The following is a 23,856-nucleotide window of genomic DNA, read 5'->3' as shown; positions in this document are numbered from 1 at the left end:
GCGAACACAAACATTCCGACGATTATGGTGGCTGAGAAATTGGCCGACACAACCTTGAGAGACGGCAGACGGAGCTAAATCGCTGCCTGCTTTGCTGCTCGGCTAGTCGTCTCGTCGAGACGGCGGATAACGTCGACAAGCGCTTCCTCAGCTCATGTGCTCCTTGGTGCCGCCAGGCAGAACGCCGAACCCGATGTAGATGGCTTTTTTGCGAACGAAGTCTTCGTCCCTGAGCTTGACCGCTCGACCCGGATAGCGTCGAAAAAGACTATGGGATAGGAAAATTTCGAGCGGTCGGTTTCTGCCATTCGGCCATCGTCCGGGACGGCGTGTGTGATGGACGAGCTCAGGTAGCTGGCGATACCTCGCGTCATAGAGCTCTTCGAGATGGCCGATCCTGCCATGAAACCCGGAGGTCGGCGCTGGTCTGGATTGAGCCTGGAAGTCATAAAGCAATTCAGAATTGTAAATCGCTCTTAGTATCTTGGCCGTGATAATGTTAAACTAACCGCGACGGATGTAACAATATATACAACTATATTAACATACAAATCGTTGTTATCTTCACCAGGAAGCGCTAGAGATCAATTGCTAAGACGGAATCACCGCCCAGCCATCGGCTTAGCCTTAGAATGGGACATCATGTCGACTTTCGTTATTATTGGAAGAGACGGCGCGTTGCCCACATCCAAGGAACTGTCGACTTTGAGAGCCGCGGCAAACACTAATCAACTTAAGCGCCCAAAAAGGGGATTGACTATGACCACGCTGCCGAAAATTTCACTTTCGAAATTGAGAGACGATGCAACGCGACGTGACGAGCGCCAGCGCCTGCAAATGGCATGCCAGGAATACGGGTTCTTCTACCTTGTCGAGCACGGCATCCCCGGGGAACAGATCGCGCAAGCCATTGAGGCTTCCCGGCGATTCTTCGCATTGCCACAGTCGGTTAAGGAACGCTACGGGCACGCCTTTCAGGACGTGTACCCCACTGCCGCCCGTGGATACAGTCCTTTACACGGCGAAATGCTACATCCTGAGGCCGGCTTCGATCCAAAGGAGGTATTCGACCTCGGAATTGAGAACGAAGGCGACCGGCGTCCGTTCTCCGGCCGCACGCGCCTTCCGGATGAAGCCTTGGCTCCTGGCTTCGCAAGAAACCTGCTTGCTTTGCAGGCTACCGTGCTCGCCGGGATTGTCCCCCAGATCGGGGATGCGCTGGCGGACCTGATAGGTATGGAAGAGGCATGGTTCCAACGCCATTTCAGCACGCCGACGCTTGGGCAACGCGTGATACGGTATCCAGCTCGCGGCGGCACTTGCGCAAAGCACACGGATCATGGCTTCTTCACGCTGCTGCTGCAAGAGGAACTCCCCCTGCGTTCCTTGCAGGTGTGGTTCCGCGGTCGATGGATGCCGGTGCCGAGCCTGCCCGATAGTCTCGTAGTCAATCTGGGCGACCTCCTTCAGGTCTTGAGCGACGGCCGCTTCAAGAGTACGCCCCACCAGGTCGTGCATAGTGGTCCGACTGATCGAATTTCGCTGCCCTTCTTTATTTATCCCGAGATCGACGCTCGCCTGACTTCGCGACAAGGGCAGCAAGTTAGTGTTGTAGAAATGATGCTGCGCAACGTTGAGTCAATATGGGTGACTGGGAATGGCGCCGGACGCGCGCGCGAACTGCAATGATTGTCTGCTTTTCTAAAGCATGCGCAATTATGGCGCCGACGCGGTGCAGATCTCCGTGGTAAGCTGGAAGAACTCTCGCATCCGCTAGATTGTCCCGCCGTCGCGCGTGTAGCGCGGCGGTCGGAAGCCCGCTTCGGGATGAATGCACCTATGGTGTCAGATTGTTTGCATCGTGTGGTCGCAGGGAAAGATCGCACTAGATCTGCACCGCTGTCGCAAACGTGCTGCGGGAAAACCTGAGGGAACTTGATCCCATGATAACGCTCGCCCAACTCGCGCTTGACGTATCGCGAACCGAGCTCCCGGGAACCAGTTCCAGCGCGACCACGACGCCGTCACAGGCGGAAAGATCTTATAACACCCGGCGGTCGCGTGCTGCACGTCTTGCGGGCCGGTGGCAGTTATCGCAAGCCGTCAACCTTTCAGGCCGAACACCTCGCGCCCTGGAGCCCATTCTCAGCCGGAGCCCGCCCCTCATGGAGATTCGTCTCGCAGGCACTGCCGACCGCGATGCATGGCGGTCCCTTTGGTACGCATATTGCGCCGACCAAGGTCTCAATTCATCAGAACAGGCGACAGATAGGATCTGGCGGCGCATCGAGCGCCCAGACGAACCGATTAACGCGCTGATCGCGGTCTCAGCAACTGGCGTTACCATAGGTTTTGCTACCTTTGTCATTCACCCGTATACTCTTAGCGATCGTCCGGTCTGTTTTCTCGCAGATCTCTATGTCGACGAGTCTTCGCGGCGCCAGGGGATTGGCCAAGCCATGCTCACGAATCTGGCCTCCTACGGTCGCGACCAAGGCTGGCTGAGAATCTATTGGAATACGGACAGATCAAATTATCATGCGCGGGCGCTCTATGACAAGATCGGTAAATTGAGTCCATACCTTACCTACTACTATGACCTGTAGACTTGCTCTGAGGTCGTAACGAAAGCGCATTGACCTGCCCCAGTCTTTTAAACAGTGGCGAGTAGACTAGAGGTGCAGCCATTTATGTTGCGCACATGGGCTTGCAGCGGAATGTATTTTCGGCGCGATGATCCATTGATCAGGCAAGGACCGTGTTCGAGGTAAACTCCGTGCGGTGGTCTGCGACGATCATGCCGGGCTTGCCGCGCTGGGCGATCAGGTCGTCAGTTCGCGAGCAACGCGGCGACCAGAGATCTGTGTCCGGAATCGCGTAAGGCATTCGCGCGTCACGTCGTCGACGAGTTGATCGGCCGCAGGAGAACTGGTCGTACAGCGACCAGCGTGCGTTCGGCTTCGCCTCGACACGGATCGGCCCCGCATGCCGACCGCCGCTCGCCGTCCGCACTTCAACAAGGTAGGCGACATCTCGTCGACCGGCAAGATCTATTCCGGACGTCCGCGCTGTCGTTATGACAAGCCATATTCTAATTTAGATCTCAAAAATCTTCCGGGGAGCAGTGGTCAGTACCTCGACGCCGGAGTCTGTGACACGGAACGTTTCGCTGATGACGTATCCAAAATCCTCCTCGATCCAATTACCTAACATCAGGTGAAAGGTCATGTTTGGTAGCAACTCTGTCATATCGCCATCCTTAAGGCTTGCGGTCGGCTCCAACCAACCAATGCCGTGTGCATAGCCGCAACGCGTCTCCTTTTTGAGGCCCCGCTTCTCGATGCTGCGATTGAAGGCGTTGGCAACATCGCTGCAAGTCGCTCCTGGCCGTATCGCATCAAGAGCGACCTCAAGGCCGGCGACTTGGATCTCATGCACGCGACGTAGACGATCGGAGGGTGAGCCGATCGTGTAAGTGCGCATAAGCCCAGCACAGTAACCATATCGCGCACCGCCGATTTCGAGATTCACCTGCGATCCATAGCGAAAAACGTCCTCGCTCCACGGAATGTGGCACGTTCCCGTTCGCGGTGATGAACACAAACTTATTCCCTCGATCCCGCTTCCTGGCTTACCGTTTGCGCCGCGCACCAACGTTGCCACAATTTCCGCGCACGCGTCTGCTTCACGCACCCCGGGGCGTATTACCTCAGCAGCGCGTCGAATCGCGGCGTCTGAGATTGCCGCCGCCTCCCGCATTACAGCTATCTCGAGATCTGACTTGATGAGCCTTTTCCAAGTGACCGCCTTAGTAGCATCGACGATCGTGGCACCAGGCAGGCGCATCCTAAACTTTTTCGCCGATTGCGATGGAAGGCAGCATAGCTCGATTCCTATGCCTCGACTCGCGAGGCCGACGTCCTCCAAGTAATCGACTACCGCGTCATAGCCATCCTTGTCAGGATTTCCAATATACGCTTCGGGGTATGCGACGATTTTGTCGCGCTCCATAAAACATTGATGAATGGCTGCCGGCGCATCACAGCGGCGCAGAATGAACGTCGGTTCCTCTTCTCGTATCGAAACCACAACGGCCTGAGGAACATAGGCTGATAGCGCGGTGTACCCCGTGAGATAGGTAATGTTATGTTGGTCGGAAACGACGAGCGCGTCGATATCGCACCGACCCATTTCGAACTTCACCGAGCCGAGCCGGCGAAGGTATTCACTTCTAGGGAATGCCTGGGGTCCCTTGGATATATTCATAAGTTTGAACTCCAGCTATGCTTTTGACAACAAGGCGAGCTATTGCGGGTAAGAGTTCTTATGCTGGCGACGGATCACCTCTCAGTTGGGGGGGAGTCGTGGGGCTGCAGATCGCTCCTGTTCGCCCGACGGCGGTGTGATAGACCAAGCGATTAAGTCGACAGCTCGTTGGAGTATCGCTTCGGTCTGAGCAAGGCTGGGTGAAACGGCGACGACATGTCCTATCCAGTCTCGAAAATCGCCTTTCCTGAAGATCGGCGCGTTGGGTTCAACATACAATTTGATTTCAGCGACACCTGGTACCGCGATCGCCTGACTGCCGCCATCGATCCAATCGAGGGTGCCGTCGCAATCAGCAACTAGGAACCGCGCGGCTGCGGTCTGCAAATGCCTTCTGCGCAAATCCCATTCCTCGCCGACGACAAGCTTGATGTGCTCGGTGACCAGATCGACACCGCTCGCCAGTTGGACCAGTTCAGGCTCAAGCGCACCAGCAAGACGCGGATTCACTTCGATTACAACCGGGCCATGATTAGTCAACCGGAGCTCGATGTTCGTTGGCCCCCAATTAAGGCCAAGAGCTTGCAAGCACCTCAGCGAAACATCAACGATACGGTCATGATCGTCTTCCGCAAGCGGGGCCGGGAAGGTCGTTTCACGGAAGACGAAATGCGGTGGGGGGCCGAAATCAACGGCGACAATCCCAATAACCTCATTGCCCATTATCTCCACGCTATAAAAAGGGCCGCGCGCGAATTCCTCAACCAATATCCTCGGCGAAGACGGCCAGATGTGCTTCCCACCCAACAGATAGGTCGTGTGGTCAGCTAACTCATCGGCGTTGCGGCACAATCGGACACCGATGCTACCGCTGCCGATTGCCGGCTTAACAATTACGGGAAAGCCGATCTCCGCGACAGCGCTTTCTACTTCTGCCACATTCAGCGCCATGCGATAAGCGGGTATCGGAACTCCGGCTTCCGCAAGTAGCTGGCGCTGAGAGAATTTGTCACAGCATCGTTCAATCAATTCGGGGTTGGGTCCCGGTAAGTCGAAATGCCGACATAGTTTGCCAACGGTTGCATAGACCGACTCGTCGATGCCCGAGAAGCCCGTGATACCAGCGATGTCATTGGTCTCACGCAGCCTGGAACATTCGCGAATCAAGGTATCAAGATTGGTTGTATCGACACGGATTGCCTCGCTTCTTTCCGCCGCAAGATACTCGTACTGTGTTGGATCAACTGATAGTGTAATTGGATGAAAGCCAAGACGCCGGGCCGCGTGGATGTATCGTATTCCATTACCTCTTGCATGGCCTTCAACCAGGATGAGAGCTTTCCTTGACATTGGCTGTTCTCCACTCTGCGTTTTTGTCGATAGGTCGTTTTGCCATCGTGGACCTCAGACTTAAAGACAACGATCCAAGGCCAAACATTCCGTGAAATTGGTCGCCTCTACCCGCAGCCGCTGGCTGAAGCTGAAGTTGCCTTTGGCGCAGCAAAATCGTCTTCCCAGATCTGGGCAGAACCGATTGGGCTTGATGGCAACTGACCGAATAGTGGCCGAGTGGGATAATGCACTGTATCGCGTACCAGAGTACTGGGGACGAGTACGCCCTTGACCGGGACCCGGCGCCACGAGCTGTCACCGAAAGGCCCTACTAGGGAGTGAGTTTTAGCGCGTTATCGCCGGGAGAGCCCTCGCGAATCGAGAACGTTATCCTTCCATCGTCGTCTATTGCACCCTCGTAGAACATGTGGTCGCAGATAGAATTATCCCGGTGGAAAGTCAGCACTCGCGGCTTGATCTCCACCATCTGATGCTCCTCGATGTATGCGGAGGAGCAAACGATTATTTCGTCCCCGACCTGACAGGTGCGAGCAGCGGCTCCGTTCAGCACGCAGCAACGAGAACCCCGCTCTCCATAAATCACGTAAGTGCTGATTCGAGCGCCCGATGATTTATTCCAGATTTCAACGAATTCCATTGGAAGGATGCCGGCTTCGTCGCAGTGATCTGGATCCAAAGTTATTGAGCCCCGGTAGTTCAAATTCGCGTCGGTCACAGTTATTCCATGAAGCTTGGCGGCAACAAATTTTCTCATCTACATTTCCTCTCGGCGGTGGGACACTGCGTCGACAAGCGATTGCTGTGTCTTGGTTTCAGGATGGATGGATGGACGTTCTGCGATTTGTCGTATTGTGGTTCTTAGGACAAAATTGATTACTCTGGCGTGGCCAGCACGAGACAGTCAGGCGAAGGCTGGTTGTGGTGGGCGGAGGCATTGCCGGCCGGCTGTCCCCCATTGGTAATGCCATCCGATACAGTTCCGACATGTTCCGTTCCTTTAATTAGTTGTGATTTCAGGTGACTGTGCCAATCGGCCCGTTCAACTGGATCGCACACAAAGTTGCAAACCTCGTGCCAAACTGGCTAATCAGGCCGGAAACAGAAATGCGTGATCTCTTTCAGCTATTTAGGTGAGCAGACCACGGATCGGATCAAGAAGGCACGTCGCGGACGCGACAAAATGTTGAGTGTAGGACGGGTTGAGGTGGCGCCCTTCTGCTGGTGGTCGTGCGGCCGATCTGGGCATCGTTGACTTCTGGCGGCGGGGATGTCGAGGACGCTCGGGTATTGGCTGTTCGGATCTTAGACGCGTGCAGCCTCATGCCTCGAATGCGGCCGTTTTACTTGTCCCAGTCGAGGCCTGCCTAAATGTTTGATCTCAGGTTTTGATGGGGCATCCTTATCTTCCGAATCAAAGGATGCACTATGGGCCAGGTTCTTCATGGGAGCGCCACGACGACAGAGGCGGTCCGTCGGGCGCCCGCTGATCAAGGGTTTGTTTTCAGCGATGGGATGGTCGCGGGGCTTACGCTCCTAAGGACGACCTTAAGAGCCCAGCCTCGCTACCGTGCCATGATCGCGCAAGGCGGCCCTCGCCGGAGGCGTACCCGAGGATCGCCCCTGACCAACAAGGAAAAGCCGGATCGACGCGGTCATGTATCCTCTAAGAGTTGTCATGACGCTTACCTCCTTCAGGTTGTGTGCGTCAAGTTCTGCAAAATGGGGCGGCCACGATGCTGGTCATGCGGCTTGGCGTAGAGCGAGCTTCTTGTGCTCGCGCAGATCGTCCATGTTGATGTAGCGGTTGGCCTCCATCCAGTTCTCGTTGGTCTCGCAGCCAGCGCCCTGACGAGGCGCAGGCAGCTTTCATTGGGGAAGATGCGCATGACATTGGTGCGCCGGCGGATTTCCTCATTGTGCCGTTCAAGCATGTTGGTGCTCTTGAGATGCTTGTGATGCTGGCGCGGCAGGCAAAAGAAGGTCAGCGTGCGCTCGATGGTCTCCTCCACCCAACTCGTCAGTCGCGGATAGCGGCCCGACCATTTGGACAGCCATGCGGCGAGATCGGCCTTGGCCTCGGCGAGATCGCGCCGGTCATTAGAGCCAGCGCAAGTCCTGCAGGCAGTCGGCGCCGTGCTTTCTCGGCAGGTGATCGAGCGCGTTCCTGAGGAAGTGGACGTAGCAGCGCTGCCAGGCGGCTTCGGGGATCACCTCGCCGATCGCCGCGACCAGGCCGGCATGATTGGCGGAGACAACCAGCTCGACGCCCTTGGGGCTGCGCGCCTTCAGCGCGACGAGGAAATCCCTCCAGGCCGAGCGGCTTTCGCGATTGGCCATCTCGACGGCCAGGATCTGGCGCCGGCCGTCCCAGTCGATGCCGACAGCGATCAGCACCGCCTGGCTCATGACGACGCCGGCCTCACGCACCTTCTCTTAGCGCGCATCGAGGATGAGGTAAGGAAACGGCTCTTGAAGGGGGCGCCTGGCAAAGGCAGCGAGGCTCTCGTCCAGCCGCTTGTTGATGGCCGAGATCGACGAGGCCGAGAACGCATGGCCGCACAGCTCTTCCGTGATCGCCTTGACCTTGCGGGTCGACACGCCCTGCACATACATCTCCGCAAGCGTCGCCACCAAGGCCCGCTCCGAACGCTGGTAACGCTCGAGAAGCTCGGTCGAGAAGCGGCCGGCCCGGTCCTGCGGAACCCGCAGCTCAAGCTTGCCGACCCGCGTGACAAGGGTGCGGCCGTAATAACCCGAGCGGTAGCCGAGCCGCTCAGGTGTGCGCTCGCTCTTCGAAGCCCCCAGCGCCTCGTCCATCTCGGCCTCGAGTACCTCCTGCATCACCGCACGGATCACTTCGTGAAGTCCGTCCGGGTCCGAAAGCAGAATGTCTTTGATGGCAGCGCTGCCGGTCTTACTTTCAATCTTGGTCATGGTGGCGTTCCTTCGCGGGAATCGGTGACGTGAACAATCACCAGCCTGCCATGACCGCCCTCTCTCAGCGAATTTGCAGAACTGTCAGCACACACCCTCCTTCATCACAAACCCAACCGAACAACTGGGCAGGTGTTCCAAAAAACGCCGAGTTCCAATAAGGACTCAGGTCCTGGTCCGCTATTGTCACCCCTTCCAAGTCGATGTGTTCGTCACAAATCTTGCGCAATTGAGAAAGGTCGCCCGGGCGTACAACTCTGATTTCCACAGTATTCTCCTGCTTCTCGTTCCGGCACACGTCAGGGGATTTGCTTGCGCAGTTGCCTGATGTGGCAGGTGAGCCAGCCCGCATATTGGCCGTCGTATTGTGGGCCGCGACGCTCACATGTGCGCACCCGATGAAGTGTAGATGTGTTTGTTTCAGGCAATGAGGCGCGTCTTGTGAGCACCGCCACGGTGGACCTGAAATCGCCTCACAGACGCTTGCCCACTGAACACGTCCCCGCCATGACCGGGGACGTGTTAAGGCACATTGCCTTCAGCCTCTGCAGAGGTCAGCGGTCTTGCTGCCGTCCGCAGGTTGTCTTTGCCGTAGCCGTATTTGCCGAATACTGCCATCATTTCGCCAGAGCCAACATAGTCCTGCATACGGCATTGAACGCGTCGACCGCAGCCTGCTCGTTGAGCTCGAAGGCGATAGCAGGATAGTTGGCTGGCGCGATGAACGAATCGGCCAGCTCAAGGCTGTGGTCCTTCTTAACAAGTCCAGTCGCTGTAAAGTAGTCGAGGGCACCGGCGGCGGCGCGACAGCCTGTCCGCCGGCGGTCCGGCGACCTGCATGATTTTGTCGTCGGCGATGCCTGACTTTTTCGCGTCCTGGACCGCGGTGTAGCCTGTATCACTGACGAAGGTGAGTCCCTTGTCACGCACATCCTCATAAGAATGCAGCCCTTCCGGGTTGCCCTTAGGCACCAGCAGTGCGCCTCTCTCCGTAGCGATCGGTTCGCTGAACAGCACGTTGCGGCAGCGCTCCGGCTTGATCCACATGCCGGCCGTGATGAAGTCGAAGCGGCTAGCCTGCAGGCCGGGGACAAGTGAGCCCCATTCGGTTACGACCGGCTCGATTCTATTCTCGTGTTTTTGCGCGACGCACGCAAATGCCAGACAATCCGATCCCCAAATTAATTCCCAGCACCGCAGGTTATTTGGTGTCCGCTTTTTCAACGAGACGCTCCATGAGCGTGCTGTAGGCGACAAAACCGGTGTGAGACCAGAAGGTCTTGCGGCCAGGATTGGTCTCCAGCACGTCGAGGAAAATCCTTGATTTGTTGTGGAAACGAGACCGAATAAGCAGCTCAAGGGTCCTGCAGCCAATCTCCGAACGTCGGTGTTGGCAGCTGACGTAGAATTGCCTCAAAAAGACGCGTTGCCCACTCGGCTCCGCATTGTCTGGCTCCAAACGATGAGTGGCGAGGCCCACAATCTCGCCGTTCTGGCTGAAGAGGTCGACCATCCAAATTTCGCGATTCACCAACTGAATAAACCGCTCCTTGAGTTCTGAAACCGTCATCGGGGTTTCGATGCTTCTCGGCCTCGATCAACTCGCGGTTCAACATTGCCAACTTGTCGAAATCTTCGGCGGCAGCTCTGCGAATCTCAATTGTCTCTGAAGCACTGTGATCCTCTCCTGACCCATGCGACCCACGCAGCGGGCTAGGCAATGCGCTCCTACATGTCCGTGGTGGGTAAAGCCCGTCCGCAGCCAAAAATCCTATGATTAGAGTTGTTCTCGATGACCTCCGATACGGATTCTCTCGCCGGGCTTATTTCGATTTGGTCGAGGTCATTGAATCCTGCATCGCCCGACAGCCGCGCCGTCGGTAGGGATCAGCAAGCGTTCAATTTCCAGATGGTGGCTGCGAGAGGCGGATACCAACGTTTCTCGTCTGAACGTAGCCGTCCAGCGCTTCCTGACCCTTCTCCCTGCCGTAGCCGGACTGGTTTATCCCACCGAACGGTGTTTCCACCCCGCCCACATACCACCCATTCACGTACACTTGACCGGCCCAAAGGCGGTCGGCGGTCCAGAGGGCCCGGTCAATATCCCGCGTGAACACGCCCGCTGCCAGACCGTGAACGGTGTCGTTCGCGAGATTGACGGCCATTCCCGGATTATCGAACGTGGTAACGGCAAGAACAGGACCGAATACTTCTTGCTGGAAGAGATTGCTGTCTCGCGCGACATCGGCAAACACCGTGGCCGCCATAAAGTAACCGCTCCGCTCCGAAAGCGCAGTCCCGCCGGTTACGAGTCGCGCGCCCTGCGAGAGGGCCGTCTGGCAGGCCCGCTCAACTCCTTGTCGTTGGTTTCGGGAGATCAACGGGGTGATGTCGCAGTTTTCGCGTCCTGGACCGACCGACAGTCCTTCGACGCAGACCCTCACTCTTTCCACCAGTTTGTCTGCAATAGAACGTTCCACAATAAGACGTGTAAGGTTGTTGCAATTCTGGCCTGCATTCAGAAAGGTCCCGACGCGTACCGCTTCCACAACGCAGTCGAGGTCGGCATCGGAATACACAACTGCAGCCGACTTTCCGCCCAGTTCCATTATGCAGGGCACGATCCGATCCGCTGCCGTCTTGAGCACCGTCCGCCCAGTAGTAATCGAGCCCGTGAAGACGATGTGGCGAACGTCGGGATGTTCGATCAGCGCCTGGCCTGCCGTTTGGCCGTATCCAGTGAGCACGTTGACCGCTCCGGCAGGCAGCCCCGCTGTCTCACAGGCACGCGCAAGTTCAACTCCGGAAAGGGGAGCTAGTTCCGGCGACTTCACCACGACTGAGTTGCCGGTTGCGATGGCGCAGGCCAGCGAGCGGGCCGTCAGTTCAAGTGGACCATTCCACGGAACGATCTGGGCGGACACGCCGAAGGGACTTCTGACTGTGTAGTTGACCAGGTTGGCCCCGCGCGGGATCGAGCGCCCTTCAAGTTTGTCGGCCAAGCCACCATAGTATCGCAGGTATCTGATGGCGGTCTGAACCTCGCCATCGGCAAGTTCCAATGCCTTCCCCGTCTCCGCGCAGTTAATGGCTGCGATCTCGTCGAAACGCGCTTCAAGGGCGTCGGCAACGCGAAACAACATGCGACCGCGATCATACGGATGCATGTCTATCAGCACGCGGTCGCGAAAAACGCGGTGAGCAGCAGTAACGGCAAGCTCGATGTCTTGGGGTCCTGCTTCAGCTACGACAGCAATCGTTTCGGCGCTCGCCGGGTCATCGACCTCGATGCGTGTGCCGGACACAGAATCCCGCCACTCGCCATCGATATAATTTTTGACTACGTCGTTGCTGGCCATCCAGTCCTCTTTCTTATCGCTCGATTTTCTTCGAATTGGCGCAGCGACAGTGGTCGGCGCCGCAGGAAGAACGGCAACCGTGGTATCGGTCCGGCAGTGAAAGCCCTAGTCTGCCGTTCAGCCGCTCCGAGTTCGCCCACTGCCACATGCCACGGAACGGCCTTCCCGTTCCGTGACTGCGAGCGGCCCGATTTTGGACCTGCTAGTGGCCCGGTGCTTTGTCGGCTAGCGAGCCGCGCCTCCACCGTCGAGGGTAGTCGCTACTGCGCCAATGCTGTCGCGAATGATGGACAGACCACGCCGAAGGTCAGCCTCGGCGATGGTGAGGGCAGTCATGAACTTAAGCACCTCACCGTATGAGCCGGCGATCTCGATCACCAAGCCCCGACGAAAAGCCTCCTGGGAGACCAGACCTGGCAAGGAGTGGTGCTTCGGTGAAACGAGTCCGTACATCAGACCGCGGCCTCGCACGCTCAGGCCGAGGGTGGGGAATTCCTCGGTAATCGCGTTGAGTTCTTGGACCAAGATCGCAGACTTGCGAGCGATCTCATCCTCGAACTTGGAGTCGGACCAGTAAGCTTCGAGGGCCGCACGAGCAGTGACGAAAGCATAGTTGTTGCCTCTGAAGGTCCCGGTGTGTGCGCCCGGGGCCCAGACATCAAGTTCAGGCTTGATGAGAATAAGGGCCATTGGGGTTCCGATCGCCGACAAAGATTTGGACAGGGTAACGATGTCCGGCACAATTGCAGCCGCTTCGAAACTGAAGAAACTGCCCGCGCGACCGACCCCGGCCTGGATGTCATCGAGGATCATCAAGATTCCGTGCCGCGACGTTAGCTCGCGCAGCCGTTGCAGCCAAGTAACGCTCGCAGCATTGATGCCGCCTTCACCTTGGATCCCTTCCAGGATCACCGCGGCAGGTTTGTCGAGGCCACTGTTGGGGTCATTGAGAAGCTTTTCGAAGTAATCGATTGTGTCAACTGACGCCCCCAGGTAGCCTTCGTATGGCAACGATGTCACATGGGCGAGGGGAAACCCGGCAGCGGCCCGGTGCTCCTTGTTTCCCATCGCTGCCAATGCTCCAGCGCTTTCCCCATGGAACGAGTTGGTAAACGAGACGATGTTCGATCTCCCGGTCACCTGGCGAGCCAGTTTTAGACTCGCTTCGACCGCGTTCGTACCTGTGGGGCCGGGAAACTGTAATTTGTATGTCAGACCACGAGGCTTGAGAATGTATCGCTCGAAAGCTTCGATGAAGGCTTTCTTGGCCGTCGTGGCAAGGTCCAGCCCATGCACAATTCCGTCGCGCTCGATATAATCCAGCAGCGCCTTCTTGATGACGGGGTTGTTGTGCCCATAATTCAAAACGCCTGCACCGGCGAAAAAGTCGAGATATTCCCGACCGTCTGCAGCGATGAGAGTGGTCCCGACTCCGCGATCGAATAGGGCGGGGAAGGCGCGGACGTAGCTGCGCACCTCAGACTCCAGGCGATTGAAAACCGCGAGACCTGCATCCATTTCAGGTGCGAATTGCTTGCTCATAGGCGAACTCCTCAATCTGAAGCCTGCAAAGCCAGGCCTCTTCTGCTTTATGAAGTGGCGTGTAGGTGCCGTTGTGAGACAATAGCGCGCTACATTGGGCGCCTTGCGCAAATTCTGAGCGGCGGGATGCAGTAATTATGCGAAATTGCCGGCAGGTTGCATAAGGCCGGCGGTTTGTGTGGCTGCGGTGACGATTTTTCCCAACCACCTCAAGACGGCTGCATTTGATGCAGCAACCGGGGCAGGCGAACCTAGCGCTCGATTCCCTATACACAGATGAGACTCTTGGCAGCGTGAGCCAACGAATGGAAGCCGAAGCGCGGAAATAGAGGTCCCCCCTATCATCATCGTCCAGTCGGCTTAGCGTTTAAGTTCCGAGACGTTTCCTCGGCCGAACTGGGCGCAAGGCCTCGGCTTTTGACCGTCGGCTGCCATTGTCAGTTGGGCGATGGTGGACAGCACTCTTCGGCCAATGGCTATAACTGACGTCGAGGACGATAGCCGACTTTGGTCCCATGCCTGGCCTGATCGTTTGGGCTTCCGTCTGCGCGGGGTTGAGGCTACAGTCGAGTGCATATCGCAGTTTTTCTGCGCAAATTGCAGCTATTCCGGAGAATGACCATGGAATTGGATCGGATAGATCTGAAAATCTTAAGCGCTGTTCAGCGCAACAATCGCCAAACAACGGAAGAATTGGGCCAACTGGCCGGTATATCGCCCACGGCCTGTCAGCGGCGATTGAAGCAGTTGCGACAAATTGGCGTAATTGAGGCTGATGTTGCAATCGTGTCGCCTGAGGCGGTGGGCAGGTCCCTGATGATGCTGGTCTTGGTCGACATTGAGCGCTATCGTTCCGACGTCATCGATCGCTTCAAGCAGTCTCTACAGAAGGCGCCTGAAGTAATGAGCGCGTATGCGGTCACCGGTAACGCCGATTTCGTTCTCCTTCTCTCCGTGCGTGACTTGGCAGAGTACGACGCATTCTCGAGGCGTTTCTTCTTTGATAGCCCGGCTGTTAGAAATTACAGCACGATGATTGTGATGGATCGCACGAAGGTAACCTTGGCGGTGCCAATCGATGTATAGAACGCGCAATCTTACGCGCATTCAACAACTGGTTGATCCGATTCACCGATGACTGGCGCAAGGGTCAGCCGCCTTGCCCGCCGGCCATGATTGGGACGGGAGTTTTCGTACCGCTAAAGCGGCGATGGAGCGCAAGGCGAAGCATCATTCTGCTCCTTACAACGGCCTCGTCAGCGCGATGCTGCAAAAGCACTTCTGGACCTACCGGGCTGCATTCTGATGTATCTCGCGATAGGTTTGTCCCCTTCAGTCGCGATGCGCTTTGTCCACTTAAGTCACGACGCTCCGGCATCGCCTTCAGCCCTGATGGACTGCTGGCAAGGTCATGTTTAAACGTTCCGCCCCGTTGGGAGGCCGCCATAATGCGAATCTCTTAAGAATGCGCTGATTTCCTGCGTCCTGCAAGATAATTGCGCGTTTTTGCTTGCTCGCCGTCTGCTAGATTTTTGCCCGACTCAGACATTTGCGAGTTTGCGTGGTTTTCGATTATATCGTCGTGGGTGGTGGCTCCTCTGGATGCGTGATGGCGAGCAGGCTCTCCGCCTATGGCGCTCGCGTGCTGCTCATTGAAGCTGGCCCTGATACGCCGCCGAATGCCATTCCTGACGACATCCAGGATGGCGACCCAACGCGTGCTTACCTTAATCCCGGTTATCGATGGCAGTCACTCCACGCGACAACGGTGCGAGGTGGCCGCAAGCCTGTCCATTACGAACAGGCGCGCGTCATGGGTGGCGGCTCCAGCATCAATGCCCAAGTCGCCAACCGCGGCGGGCCCGGAGATTACGATGAGTGGGCCTCAAGCGGTGCAACGGGCTGGGGTTGGGAAGACGTGCTGCCCTACTTCCGTCGTCTAGAATGCGATTTGGATTTCGGCGGGGAATTTCATGGCACGAACGGCCCCTTGCCAATCAAACGTGTGCGCCAATCAGACTGGTCGGGCTTCATCCGGGCAATCTCCGATGCTTACGATGCTTTGGGGCTTCATTTCAGGCCAGACTTCAATGGTGCATTCGGTGATGGCTATTCAGTTGTCCCATTGACCAACCGCAATGGTCATCGGGTCTCCTCCGCGATGGCGTACTTACCCGAAACCGTCCGCTCTCGCCGCAATCTAACGATTTTATCCGAAACGACAGTTGCGCGGCTGACCTTTTTGGGAACAACGGTAACGGGGGTCGAGACGGAGAACAAATCGGGCGTGCAATCGTATAGCGCTTCTTGCGTTATCCTGTGCGCAGGAGCACTCCATTCACCCGCCATATTGATGCGCTCCGGGATCGGCCCCGCGAAGGAATTAGTACAATTCGGAATCCCTATCGTTGCAGATTTGAAAGGTGTGGGCCAGAATCTTCAGGAACACCCCACGATTTGCGTTTCGGCCTATTTGAAGCCGGCCGATCGCTTGTCACCCGGCGTGAGCGAATATATTCAGATGCACGCCCGCTACTCGTCGGGTTACGAAGGCTGCCCGTCGACCGATATGGCAATATCGACTGTTGCCAAATCATCCTGGCACCCGCTGGGGAGGCGCCTCGGCACTCTCGCCGTGTGGGTCAATCGCAGCTACTCGACGGGAACTGTGGCGCTCAAGGGTAGTTCGCATAAAATAGAGCCGGAGGTCGATTTCAACTGGTTGAGCGACAAGCGGGACGCCGAGCGCCTCAAGCAGGGCTTTCGCTTCATAGTCCGCCTGCTGCAGCAAGATTCGCTGTCCTCTGTGGCGCTGGACCCGTTTCCGTCAGCGTTGAATGCGCGAGCGAAGCTGGTGAGCAAGGTCACAAGCACAAACTATGCACTCACGTCATTTCTGGCGCTGCTCATGGACGCGTCGCCGCGGCTGCGCCGTGGGCTGATTAGGCGCGTCATAACGGATGGGGATAGCATTTCCGATCTCGTCAACGACGAGAAACATCTGGATCGGTATATTCGCCAGAACGTCATCCCAAGTTGGCATCCGACGTCGACCTGCAGGATGGGGGCAGCCGCGGATCCTGGCGCTGTGACCGATCCGTCGGGACGCGTTCATGGTATTTTGGGTTTGAGGATCGCCGACGCTTCCGTCATGCCATTTTGCCCTCGGGCGAACACAAACATTCCGACGATTATGGTGGCTGAGAAATTGGCCGACACAACCTTGAGAGACGGCAGACGGAGCTAGGCCAGGCGGCATGTACATTCTGCCGGAGCGCTGCCGCAATGTGGTGTTCACCGAGCCGCTTGCTAAGTTCACCGAAGCCCTGCTCATGCCGAATGGCAATCCCAAAAGACCAGCACTCCTTTGACGATATTCGTGATAAGGGCCTAACGCTGGTCACCACCGCCGGTTCCGACACGGTCACGACCGCCAAAGACGCGGGCATTCCGGAGGATCGTGTCATGCAGGTCGCCGGCCAGGCCGAATTCTTGCAGGCAGTGAAGGTCGGCCGCGCGGCGGCGGGGTCGCTAAACTACTTCACGGTAAGGAGCTCGCTGACAAGGTCGACAGCGTTGAAATGGCAGATCCGTTCACCCCGCCGGCTGGGAAGGCCGGCTACCCAAGTCTCGCCTTCCTGCCCAATCAGCAGGCGGTCGATGCCTTCAACGAGGTATTGAATACTTATATCGGCTCCGACCAAATGATGCAGTCGGTCAAAATACGGCTACACCAAAATCAATCTGCCGGACGGCACCAAGACCGGCGACCTGTGCAAGGGTTGAAATCTTGCGGGGAATGCCACCCATGCACCTAAAAGGCTCCCGGCCGCAGTGGCTGGGCGACGACAGAGCAAAGTGACAAGACGCGAGGCTCCGGGGTGCCGATTTCCGGTATTCAGACGAGATAGTTCGGCAACGTGGCATGTGAGGCTGCTACGCTCAGGAGTGAGCAATGGCAGTCCATCTCGCATGTCGCAATGCCGACCTGATGCCCCTCCTTTTGCCGAGGAACCGATGATCACCAAGCATCGCGTATCGGTTGATGGTGTCGAGACATCGTACTGCGAGAACGGAGCTGGTAGGCCGATTGTTTTCCTGCAGGGGGCGGGCTTCCGTGCAGAGGCTAAGAGTTCCTTTGTTCGGCAGCTGAACGGGCTATCCGATCAATTTACGGTAGTAGCGATTGATCAACTCCATTTTGGGGGAACGGATTATCCTGCTGACTGCAAATACATTAACCGGCTCGGTCGTGTGAATCATGTAATTAGCTTCCTCCAACAACTGGGTTTGAAGCAGATCACGCTAGTCGGCCATTCAGAAGGATCATTCGTCGACGCGCGGGTCGCGATCGTGCGTCCCGATCTTGTTTCTAAGCTTGTCCTGCTGACCGCTAACTCCGTGTCGCCGGCGTTCGGAGATGACCGTGACGAAGCTTGGCTGGAGGCCTGCCGGCAGGCTTACGGCTGTTCCGGCCCGATGCCGAGCGAAGAGGAATACATCACCGCACGGCGGAAAAGCTGCCGCGCCCACGGGCAGGATGTGGAATGCGCCGAGCGAGAAGCCTATCGGCGGGCCGCGGCTCGGGGACAATGGGAGATCTGGCAGAGATTGCCGGAAGACGAGACAAACCTGCATCGTTATCCACTGCTGCAGCAGAAGTATATCTTCCCCTACCTTGATCAGCTTCAGGCCCAGACGTTGATCATCTGGTCCAAGAACGACCCTACCGCGACGCCGGAGCAAGGGATCAACCTGGCGAAGCTGATCAGGAATTCAGATTTCCATCTGCTCAATAATGCCGGCGATTCCGTCCAGGTTGATCCGGAGCGAAGCCGTGAACAGACTCATCCGTCAATGGCACGAATGATCAACTGTGACGGGAACAATGCTCGGGCCAGCGTCTCCGAGGCGAATCTCTCAGCGGCGTGTCGCATACGACGAACTTGTGCCCTGCCATGGCAACAAGGGCATAGCCCAGGCGGTGGCGCCCATCCAACCGGGCAGGGCAGGAGTCATGCAAGACGTGGTGTGCCTCAGTTGGCCATACCACAGCTCGCGATTGTTCACTTCCAACGAACCACGGGGATGACGGAAATGTGCGTATGCACCCAAAAATCACCGAATTTCTGCGAATAACTTGCATTTCTCGCACAAAGCACCACAGCTGCGCTGCTACGCTCACGAAGCATGCACAAGTGGCGTAGCAAAGGATCGACTGGAGGAATCTATACCTAAGTGGGGACCCTGCAGCTCACACGATGATGGGAACCGCCGGACTACAAGCTCAACAAATGATGCAATGGTCTTTTCCCGAGGCATATCGGGAGACCATCGGCGATGCGAAAACGGAGGACTAACCAGTGGTCAAGTGGAAACTCGACGAATGCTTTAAGGCTGCAATCTTGAAGAGGATTGCCGCGCTCGGCCTGGCGGCGATGACAATCTCGTCCTTTGCCGGTTCGGCCTCGGCGGAGTCGCTGCTCGATAAGATTAAGAACGGAGAAACGATCCGTCTTGGCTTCACCAATGAGCCTCCCAGTGCCTATCCTGGTGCGAACAACGAGCCGCTTGGCCTGGTCAATGTGATGACACTGGACGTTCTGAGAAAGATGGGAACGACCAAAATCGAGCCGGTCGTAACCGATTGGGGTTCCCTTGTCCCGGGCCTCCAGGCTGGTCGCTTTGACATCATCACGGGCGGCATGTGGATTAAGCCGGAGCGGTGCCGCAACGTCCTGTTCAGCGAACCGATCGCATCGAGCAATGATTCGATGATCGTGCCGAAGGGCAATCCGGAAGCGCTGCATTCCCTCCATGACGCTCAGAAGAAGGGGCTTACCCTGGCCATCATGACGGGTACCACCGCAGTCGAGCAGGCGAAGAAATTAGGTTTCCCTGACGACAAGGTTATGCAGGTCGCCGGACCGCCCGAGGTCGTACAGGCTGTAAAGGCCGGCCGCGCCGCTGCCGGCTCGCTCTATAGTCTGAACGCGACGACTCTTGCCGAGCAGGATCCCAGCATTGAGGTGGCTGACCCGTATACCCCGCCGGGACCGAATGAACATCCCGCCATAGCCTTCCCGCTCAGCGAACAGGCTGCGGTAGACGCGTTCAATGCTGTGTTGAAAGACTATATTGGCTCTGACGAAATGATGGCCGCGGTCGGCAAATATGGTTACACCAAACGCGATCTCCCGGATGGCAGCAAGACCGCTGATCTTTGCAAGGGCTGAAGCTATGCGTCTGACCGCTCCCCGGCCCTTGGCCGGTAGGCGGTCAGTGGGGAGGGCATATGAGTAAGGTCGATCTCAGCTTTATCTTTGCCGTGCTCACCAAGGGCGTCATGACTACGGTCATCGTCACTCTTGGCGCCTGCGTCGTAGCGATCGTCCTTGGGCTTTTCGTGGGCCTGACCCGAGTCTCTCCCCGTCGGCAGTTGCGCTGGTTCAGTATCGCCTACATCGAATTCTTCCGCGGGACGTCCATGCTGGTTCAGCTCTACTGGTGGTTCTTTGTATTGCCGATTTTCGGTATTTTCCTGTCGCCGTGGACTGTCGGAATTTTGGGGATCGGAATGAATGCCTCTGGCTACGCAGCCGAGTATGTCCGCGCCGCCATTCAGGCCGTTGATAGGGGCCAGTATGAGGCATCTACAGCGCTCAATTTTTCGCGGCTCACCATGATGCGGCGTATTATCCTCCCACAGGCAATGCGCGCCATGCTGCCGACCTGGGGTAACATGCTCATCGATGTGCTTAAGGGTAGCTCGCTCGTCTTCTTCATCACCATTCCCGAATTTACTAGCGCCGCCAAGCAGGCGGCCGACGCAACTGGCGATTATATGCTGTTCTTTGCGGTTGCACTATTCGGTTATTACATCATCGCGCGCGCCCTCATCACTCCTTTCGTGCGCTGGCTGGAACGCCGCGTCTCGCGCGGTTTCGTTCGGGAGCAGGTGGCTTGAAGATCTGGGATTGGTCTTACGTATGGGAGGCTTTCCCATATCTCTATCAGGGAGCGATCGTCACCATTGAGGCTACGCTGCTCGGGTTTGCGATCGCGCTGATATTGGGTCTTGTCTTCGCGATGATTCGCCAGTCGCCAAACCGCTACGTCTCGACCACCATGGCGGAGATCGTGGAGTTTATCCGTTCAACGCCCTTGCTGCTGCAGTTGTTCTTTGTCTATTTCGTTGGTCCGCAGATCGGAATCTTCATTCCTGCCTGGACGGCGGGAGTTGGCGTGCTGGGGATCCACTATGCAGCCTATTGTTCCGAAGTCTTCCGCGGCGGCATCGAGAATGTGGATGGCGGCCAGTGGGAGGCCTGTACGGCACTAAACCTTTCGCGAACGCGGACCTGGCGAACAATCATTCTGCCGCAGGCGATCCCGCCCATGGTGCCAGCTCTGGGCAATTACTTCATCGGCATGTTCAAGGACACGCCGGTCCTGGCGGCAATCTCGATCTTCGAGATGCTGCAGCAGGCGAAAAATTTCGGGGGCAATAACTATCGATACATAGAAGCGATCACTATGTGCGGCTTCTTCTACTACGTGTTCAGCTTGGTTGCTTCCGCTATCGTGCAGTCGGTCCGCGTCTGGCTCAACCGCCGCTACCATCTGCAATAGGGAGGCCTTATACTATGAGCGAATTTGTGCTTCGCTTCGAGGACGATCTCACGAAGCGCCCTAGGGCATCAGCCAGGCGGGACGAGCTTGACCTCGATATCAGGCGCAGCGAAAAAGTCATGAACGAACCCATAGTTCGCTTCGAGAACGTCACAAAGCGCTACGGCGCGTTGACGGTGCTGGACGAACTCAATCTCGAGATCGCACGCAACGAGAAGGTGTCCATCATTGGTCCGTCCGGCTCGGGCAAGACCACCGTTCTGCGCATGCTGATGACGCTTGAGCACATCAACGGGGGGGTGATATGGGTCGACGGTGAACCGTTGACGCATACGCAGAAGAACGGCCAAATAGTGCCGGCGAGCGAGCGTCATCTCCGTCGCGTGCGTGCCAAGATCGGTATGGTGTTCCAGCACTTTAACCTGTTCCCGCATATGACTGCTCTGCAGAACTGCATGGAGGCGCCGATCTCCGTCCTTGGGCTCTCGAAGAAGGAGGCGGAGGCCCGAGCGGCAGAGCTGCTCGACTTGGTGGGCCTCGGCGACAAGAAGAACCATTTCCCGATCCAGCTTTCCGGGGGCCAGAAGCAACGCGTGGCGATCGCTCGGGCGTTGGCCATGCGGCCCAAGGTGATGCTGTTTGACGAGGTGACATCAGCGCTTGACCCGGAACTGGTTGGAGAGGTGCTCAACGTCATCCGCAAGCTCAGCGCCGAACATGACCTCACAATGCTGATGGTCACGCACCAGATGGGCTTTGCCAAGGAGTTCTCCGATCGCGTGTGCTTCTTTTCTGGCGGTAAGATTGTCGAGCAAGGCCCGCCCAGCCAGCTTTTAGGCAATCCGCAAAACGAGCGAACGCAGCAGTTTCTCAATGCGGTGCTGGAGACGAGGTGAGTTGCGGGTTGTGCCGCTAGTTGAGTTATCCCGTGGGTGGCTTCCGGGCAGGAACTGGTCCGTTCGGAGCAGGCTGCCCTGCGACGAACCTACGCGCGGTTTTTCAGGGCCGGGTTGATGTCGAGGTTACTGCCCCAGTTCATTCAGGACTGCATAACTAGGATCGTCCGGTCCAAGCCCCAGATTGGTCGAGTTAGGTAAATAGCGCTGCCCGTTCGGCAGTTGCGAGCTTGAAGATCTGATGTGCGTTCAATCTGCCATTCAGGGCATCTGGGCTCTGGAAAGTGCCCTAACACGATTGTCTGACGGCGGACGCAAACCCGGTATCCTACAGGCCCGGGGAGGGTCGCACAAGCGTTCTGCGGTTTCCCAGTTTTTACGGCTTTCATGCGAATGCACCAAAACAATGCCGACTTACTGCGCCTGGAAAGGCATGTTTCTCTGAAACAGCCGTTTCGACGCTGTTAAATTCGTGCATTCAGAGAGAACCTGTATCGCGCAGGTGATGGGCATTTGCTGCCGAAATCACCATCTTAGCTGCTTCCAGAAGAAGGATGCTTCCGTGACAACTCAACAAAGGGCCCTCGGAATTATTGGGCTGGAGATCGGACTTCCGCCTCGTGAATTTCCGCCACCGCAACCGGAGTCGGTCTTCAACCCGGCAACTTTCGACTTCCCAATTATAATAGAGACCGCGGCCGGGGCTTTGGAGGAGAGGGTCATTCCCGGTGATGCTTCTCTCGAGCCGGCCTACATTGCAGCTGCCAGGCGGTTGGTCGAGCGCGGAGCAGTCGCGATAACCGGGGACTGCGGGTTCAGTATCCGGTACCAGGCTGCAGTGGCCGCGTCTGTCGAAGTCCCGGTGGCCATGTCGAGCCTGCTACTGGCGCCCACGCTACTCCGGCAGCTTCCAGCTGACGCAAAGCTCGCCGTTGTGGCCGCAGACTCAAGACACTGCGGCAAAGAGCTGCTGGGCATAGATTCATCCGCAGAGGCAAGAGTAGTCATCGGCGGCATTGAAGGTGACGCGTGGCCGGCTGGTGTTGTTGAAATGGAGTCGGAGGTTGCAGCCTGTGTCGCGCGACTTGGCGCCGCACATCCGGGGATTGCCGCCCTCCTATTTGAATGTACATTGTTCCCGATGGTGACGTCAGCAATCCGTCGTAGGACAGGACTGCCCATCTATGACGCCGCGACCCTTTATCGGATGACATTCGCGTCCGTGGCTTGACCGCTTGGAGGCCACTATCCCAAAATATGAGCTCATGTCTGGTATGAGTTGCGGCTCGTTATTGTAACACACGTCCGCATCTTGTCGAATACTCTGTCGAGACTGGATCCTCGATTTCCGAGGTCAGGACGCGGTGCCTGAGATGCAGGTTGGATTTTTGGAACTCGTGCTGGTCGACCGTGATCCAGACGCTAAGCGGCGACCGACTTCGGCCGGAGTTGAAGCAGGGCGATCAAGGGCCACAAAAATCACTTCAGCCACCTGAGCAGGAGGGAGAAGTTGTATCCGGCGGCGGCCAGGACGGCGTTGAGGGCGTCGCCCTGCTGGCCGGCGAGGTAGTTGCGGCCCATGCGGTGTTCGTTCTTGATGTGGCCGATATGACGCTTGCCAGCGTGTGGCCGTCATAGGGATTGCCGGGCAGCGCTTTTGCATGCAGGGCGAACTGGCCGCCCTTGGAGCGCTTCAGCGTGGTGGCCACCGACACCTTCACACCGAACTCGTAGGGCATATGCGCCTTGCCCTTGCCAATGCATTCCACCTCGTGCGCGTGCAGGCTGTAGATCTTGCGGCCGCGCTGGCGCTGGCGTTGCTAGAGAACGGTGGCGGCCTGGTAGAACGGCCATTTGAAGAGCGCGTCCAGCCC

Annotated in this window: 17 protein-coding genes and 4 pseudogenes; 10 read left to right on the top strand and 11 right to left on the bottom strand. The window is 57.2% G+C overall.

The genetic code is table 11. The features are described from left to right. Window positions 1–159: 159 nt before the first annotated feature. Window positions 160–303, bottom strand: a pseudogene (locus tag ENZ74_RS34920) (transposase); the annotation flags it as partial. A gap of 456 nt (window positions 304–759) precedes the next feature. Between ENZ74_RS34920 and ENZ74_RS01950 the strand changes: the two are divergent. Together ENZ74_RS01950 and ENZ74_RS01945 are read left to right on the top strand one after the other, a co-directional pair. After that, on the top strand, window positions 760–1,689 hold the full coding sequence (locus ENZ74_RS01950; RefSeq protein ID WP_063170383.1) for a 2-oxoglutarate and iron-dependent oxygenase domain-containing protein: 930 nt from the start codon (window positions 760–762) through the stop codon (window positions 1,687–1,689). Between the two features lie 476 nt (window positions 1,690–2,165). Then, complete coding sequence (locus ENZ74_RS01945; protein ID WP_158515807.1) at window positions 2,166–2,606, top strand: GNAT family N-acetyltransferase; 441 nt, start codon at window positions 2,166–2,168, stop codon at window positions 2,604–2,606. 142 nt (window positions 2,607–2,748) lie between these two features. On the opposite strand, the pseudogene ENZ74_RS01940 reads toward ENZ74_RS01945, so the two are convergent. The 9 genes and pseudogenes from ENZ74_RS01940 to ectB all read right to left on the bottom strand — a co-directional run. Further along, window positions 2,749–2,979, bottom strand: a pseudogene (locus ENZ74_RS01940) (IS3 family transposase); the annotation flags it as partial. A 117-nt stretch (window positions 2,980–3,096) separates the two neighbouring features. Continuing rightward, window positions 3,097–4,266 carry a Xaa-Pro peptidase family protein gene (locus ENZ74_RS01935; RefSeq protein WP_063169356.1) on the bottom strand — a complete coding sequence of 390 codons (1,170 nt, stop codon included), beginning with the start codon at window positions 4,264–4,266 and terminating at the stop codon, window positions 3,097–3,099. 81 nt (window positions 4,267–4,347) lie between these two features. After that, complete coding sequence (locus ENZ74_RS01930; protein ID WP_082826583.1) at window positions 4,348–5,616, bottom strand: acetyl-CoA carboxylase biotin carboxylase subunit family protein; 1,269 nt, start codon at window positions 5,614–5,616, stop codon at window positions 4,348–4,350. A gap of 313 nt (window positions 5,617–5,929) precedes the next feature. Then, the gene (gene panD, locus ENZ74_RS01925) at window positions 5,930–6,373 is read right to left on the bottom strand and encodes an aspartate 1-decarboxylase (RefSeq protein WP_063169354.1); all 444 of its coding nucleotides are present in this window, start codon (window positions 6,371–6,373) and stop codon (window positions 5,930–5,932) included. Between the two features lie 986 nt (window positions 6,374–7,359). After that, a pseudogene (locus tag ENZ74_RS01920) lies at window positions 7,360–8,553 on the bottom strand (IS256 family transposase). Window positions 8,554–9,309: 756 nt separating this feature from the next. Beyond that, on the bottom strand, window positions 9,310–9,777 hold the full coding sequence (locus tag ENZ74_RS34915; protein WP_224571101.1) for a transporter substrate-binding domain-containing protein: 468 nt from the start codon (window positions 9,775–9,777) through the stop codon (window positions 9,310–9,312). Next, window positions 9,755–10,123 (bottom strand): GNAT family N-acetyltransferase, encoded by a 369-nt coding sequence (locus ENZ74_RS01910; protein ID WP_063169352.1) that lies wholly within the window; start codon window positions 10,121–10,123, stop codon window positions 9,755–9,757. Before ENZ74_RS01910 ends, ENZ74_RS34915 begins: the two co-directional genes overlap by 23 nt. 328 nt (window positions 10,124–10,451) lie before the next feature. Further along, complete coding sequence (locus ENZ74_RS01905; RefSeq protein ID WP_063169351.1) at window positions 10,452–11,912, bottom strand: aldehyde dehydrogenase family protein; 1,461 nt, start codon at window positions 11,910–11,912, stop codon at window positions 10,452–10,454. 225 nt (window positions 11,913–12,137) lie between these two features. Further along, window positions 12,138–13,454 carry a diaminobutyrate--2-oxoglutarate transaminase gene (gene ectB / locus ENZ74_RS01900; protein WP_063169350.1) on the bottom strand — a complete coding sequence of 439 codons (1,317 nt, stop codon included), beginning with the start codon at window positions 13,452–13,454 and terminating at the stop codon, window positions 12,138–12,140. Window positions 13,455–14,075: 621 nt separating this feature from the next. Between ectB and ENZ74_RS01895 the strand changes: the two genes are divergently transcribed. From ENZ74_RS01895 to ENZ74_RS34665, 8 genes are all read left to right on the top strand, one after another. Next, window positions 14,076–14,540 (top strand): Lrp/AsnC family transcriptional regulator, encoded by a 465-nt coding sequence (locus ENZ74_RS01895; protein ID WP_063169349.1) that lies wholly within the window; start codon window positions 14,076–14,078, stop codon window positions 14,538–14,540. 475 nt (window positions 14,541–15,015) lie between these two features. Next, complete coding sequence (locus ENZ74_RS01890) at window positions 15,016–16,701, top strand: GMC family oxidoreductase N-terminal domain-containing protein (RefSeq protein ID WP_063169348.1); 1,686 nt, start codon at window positions 15,016–15,018, stop codon at window positions 16,699–16,701. 770 nt (window positions 16,702–17,471) lie between these two features. Continuing rightward, window positions 17,472–18,593 carry an alpha/beta hydrolase gene (locus tag ENZ74_RS01880; RefSeq protein ID WP_063169347.1) on the top strand — a complete coding sequence of 374 codons (1,122 nt, stop codon included), beginning with the start codon at window positions 17,472–17,474 and terminating at the stop codon, window positions 18,591–18,593. A 224-nt stretch (window positions 18,594–18,817) separates the two neighbouring features. Then, the gene (ehuB, locus tag ENZ74_RS01875; protein WP_082826582.1) at window positions 18,818–19,690 is read left to right on the top strand and encodes an ectoine/hydroxyectoine ABC transporter substrate-binding protein EhuB; all 873 of its coding nucleotides are present in this window, start codon (window positions 18,818–18,820) and stop codon (window positions 19,688–19,690) included. Window positions 19,691–19,749: 59 nt separating this feature from the next. Beyond that, a complete protein-coding gene (gene ehuC, locus ENZ74_RS01870) occupies window positions 19,750–20,421 on the top strand; it encodes an ectoine/hydroxyectoine ABC transporter permease subunit EhuC (RefSeq protein WP_063169346.1) in 672 nt (223 codons plus the stop codon). Further along, window positions 20,418–21,086, top strand: coding sequence for an ectoine/hydroxyectoine ABC transporter permease subunit EhuD (gene ehuD / locus ENZ74_RS01865; protein WP_063169345.1), 669 nt, complete (start codon window positions 20,418–20,420; stop codon window positions 21,084–21,086). Before ehuC ends, ehuD begins: the two co-directional genes overlap by 4 nt. 119 nt (window positions 21,087–21,205) lie before the next feature. After that, window positions 21,206–21,982, top strand: a complete 777-nt coding sequence (gene ehuA / locus ENZ74_RS01860) for an ectoine/hydroxyectoine ABC transporter ATP-binding protein EhuA (RefSeq protein WP_063170381.1) — start codon at window positions 21,206–21,208, stop codon at window positions 21,980–21,982. Between the two features lie 562 nt (window positions 21,983–22,544). Next, window positions 22,545–23,213: a hypothetical protein gene (locus ENZ74_RS34665; RefSeq protein ID WP_176477193.1), complete on the top strand. Its 669-nt coding sequence runs from the start codon at window positions 22,545–22,547 to the stop codon at window positions 23,211–23,213. A 248-nt stretch (window positions 23,214–23,461) separates the two neighbouring features. Here the strand turns inward: ENZ74_RS34665 and ENZ74_RS01850 are convergent. Continuing rightward, a pseudogene (locus ENZ74_RS01850) lies at window positions 23,462–23,856 on the bottom strand (IS5/IS1182 family transposase); the annotation flags it as partial.

Source organism: Mesorhizobium sp. M7A.F.Ca.CA.002.15.2.1, assembly GCF_003998715.1.
Classification (GTDB): Bacteria; Pseudomonadota; Alphaproteobacteria; order Rhizobiales; family Rhizobiaceae; genus Mesorhizobium; species Mesorhizobium ciceri.
Note: the sequence above shows the minus strand (reverse complement) of the source record. Positions and strands in the feature narration are given on the sequence as shown.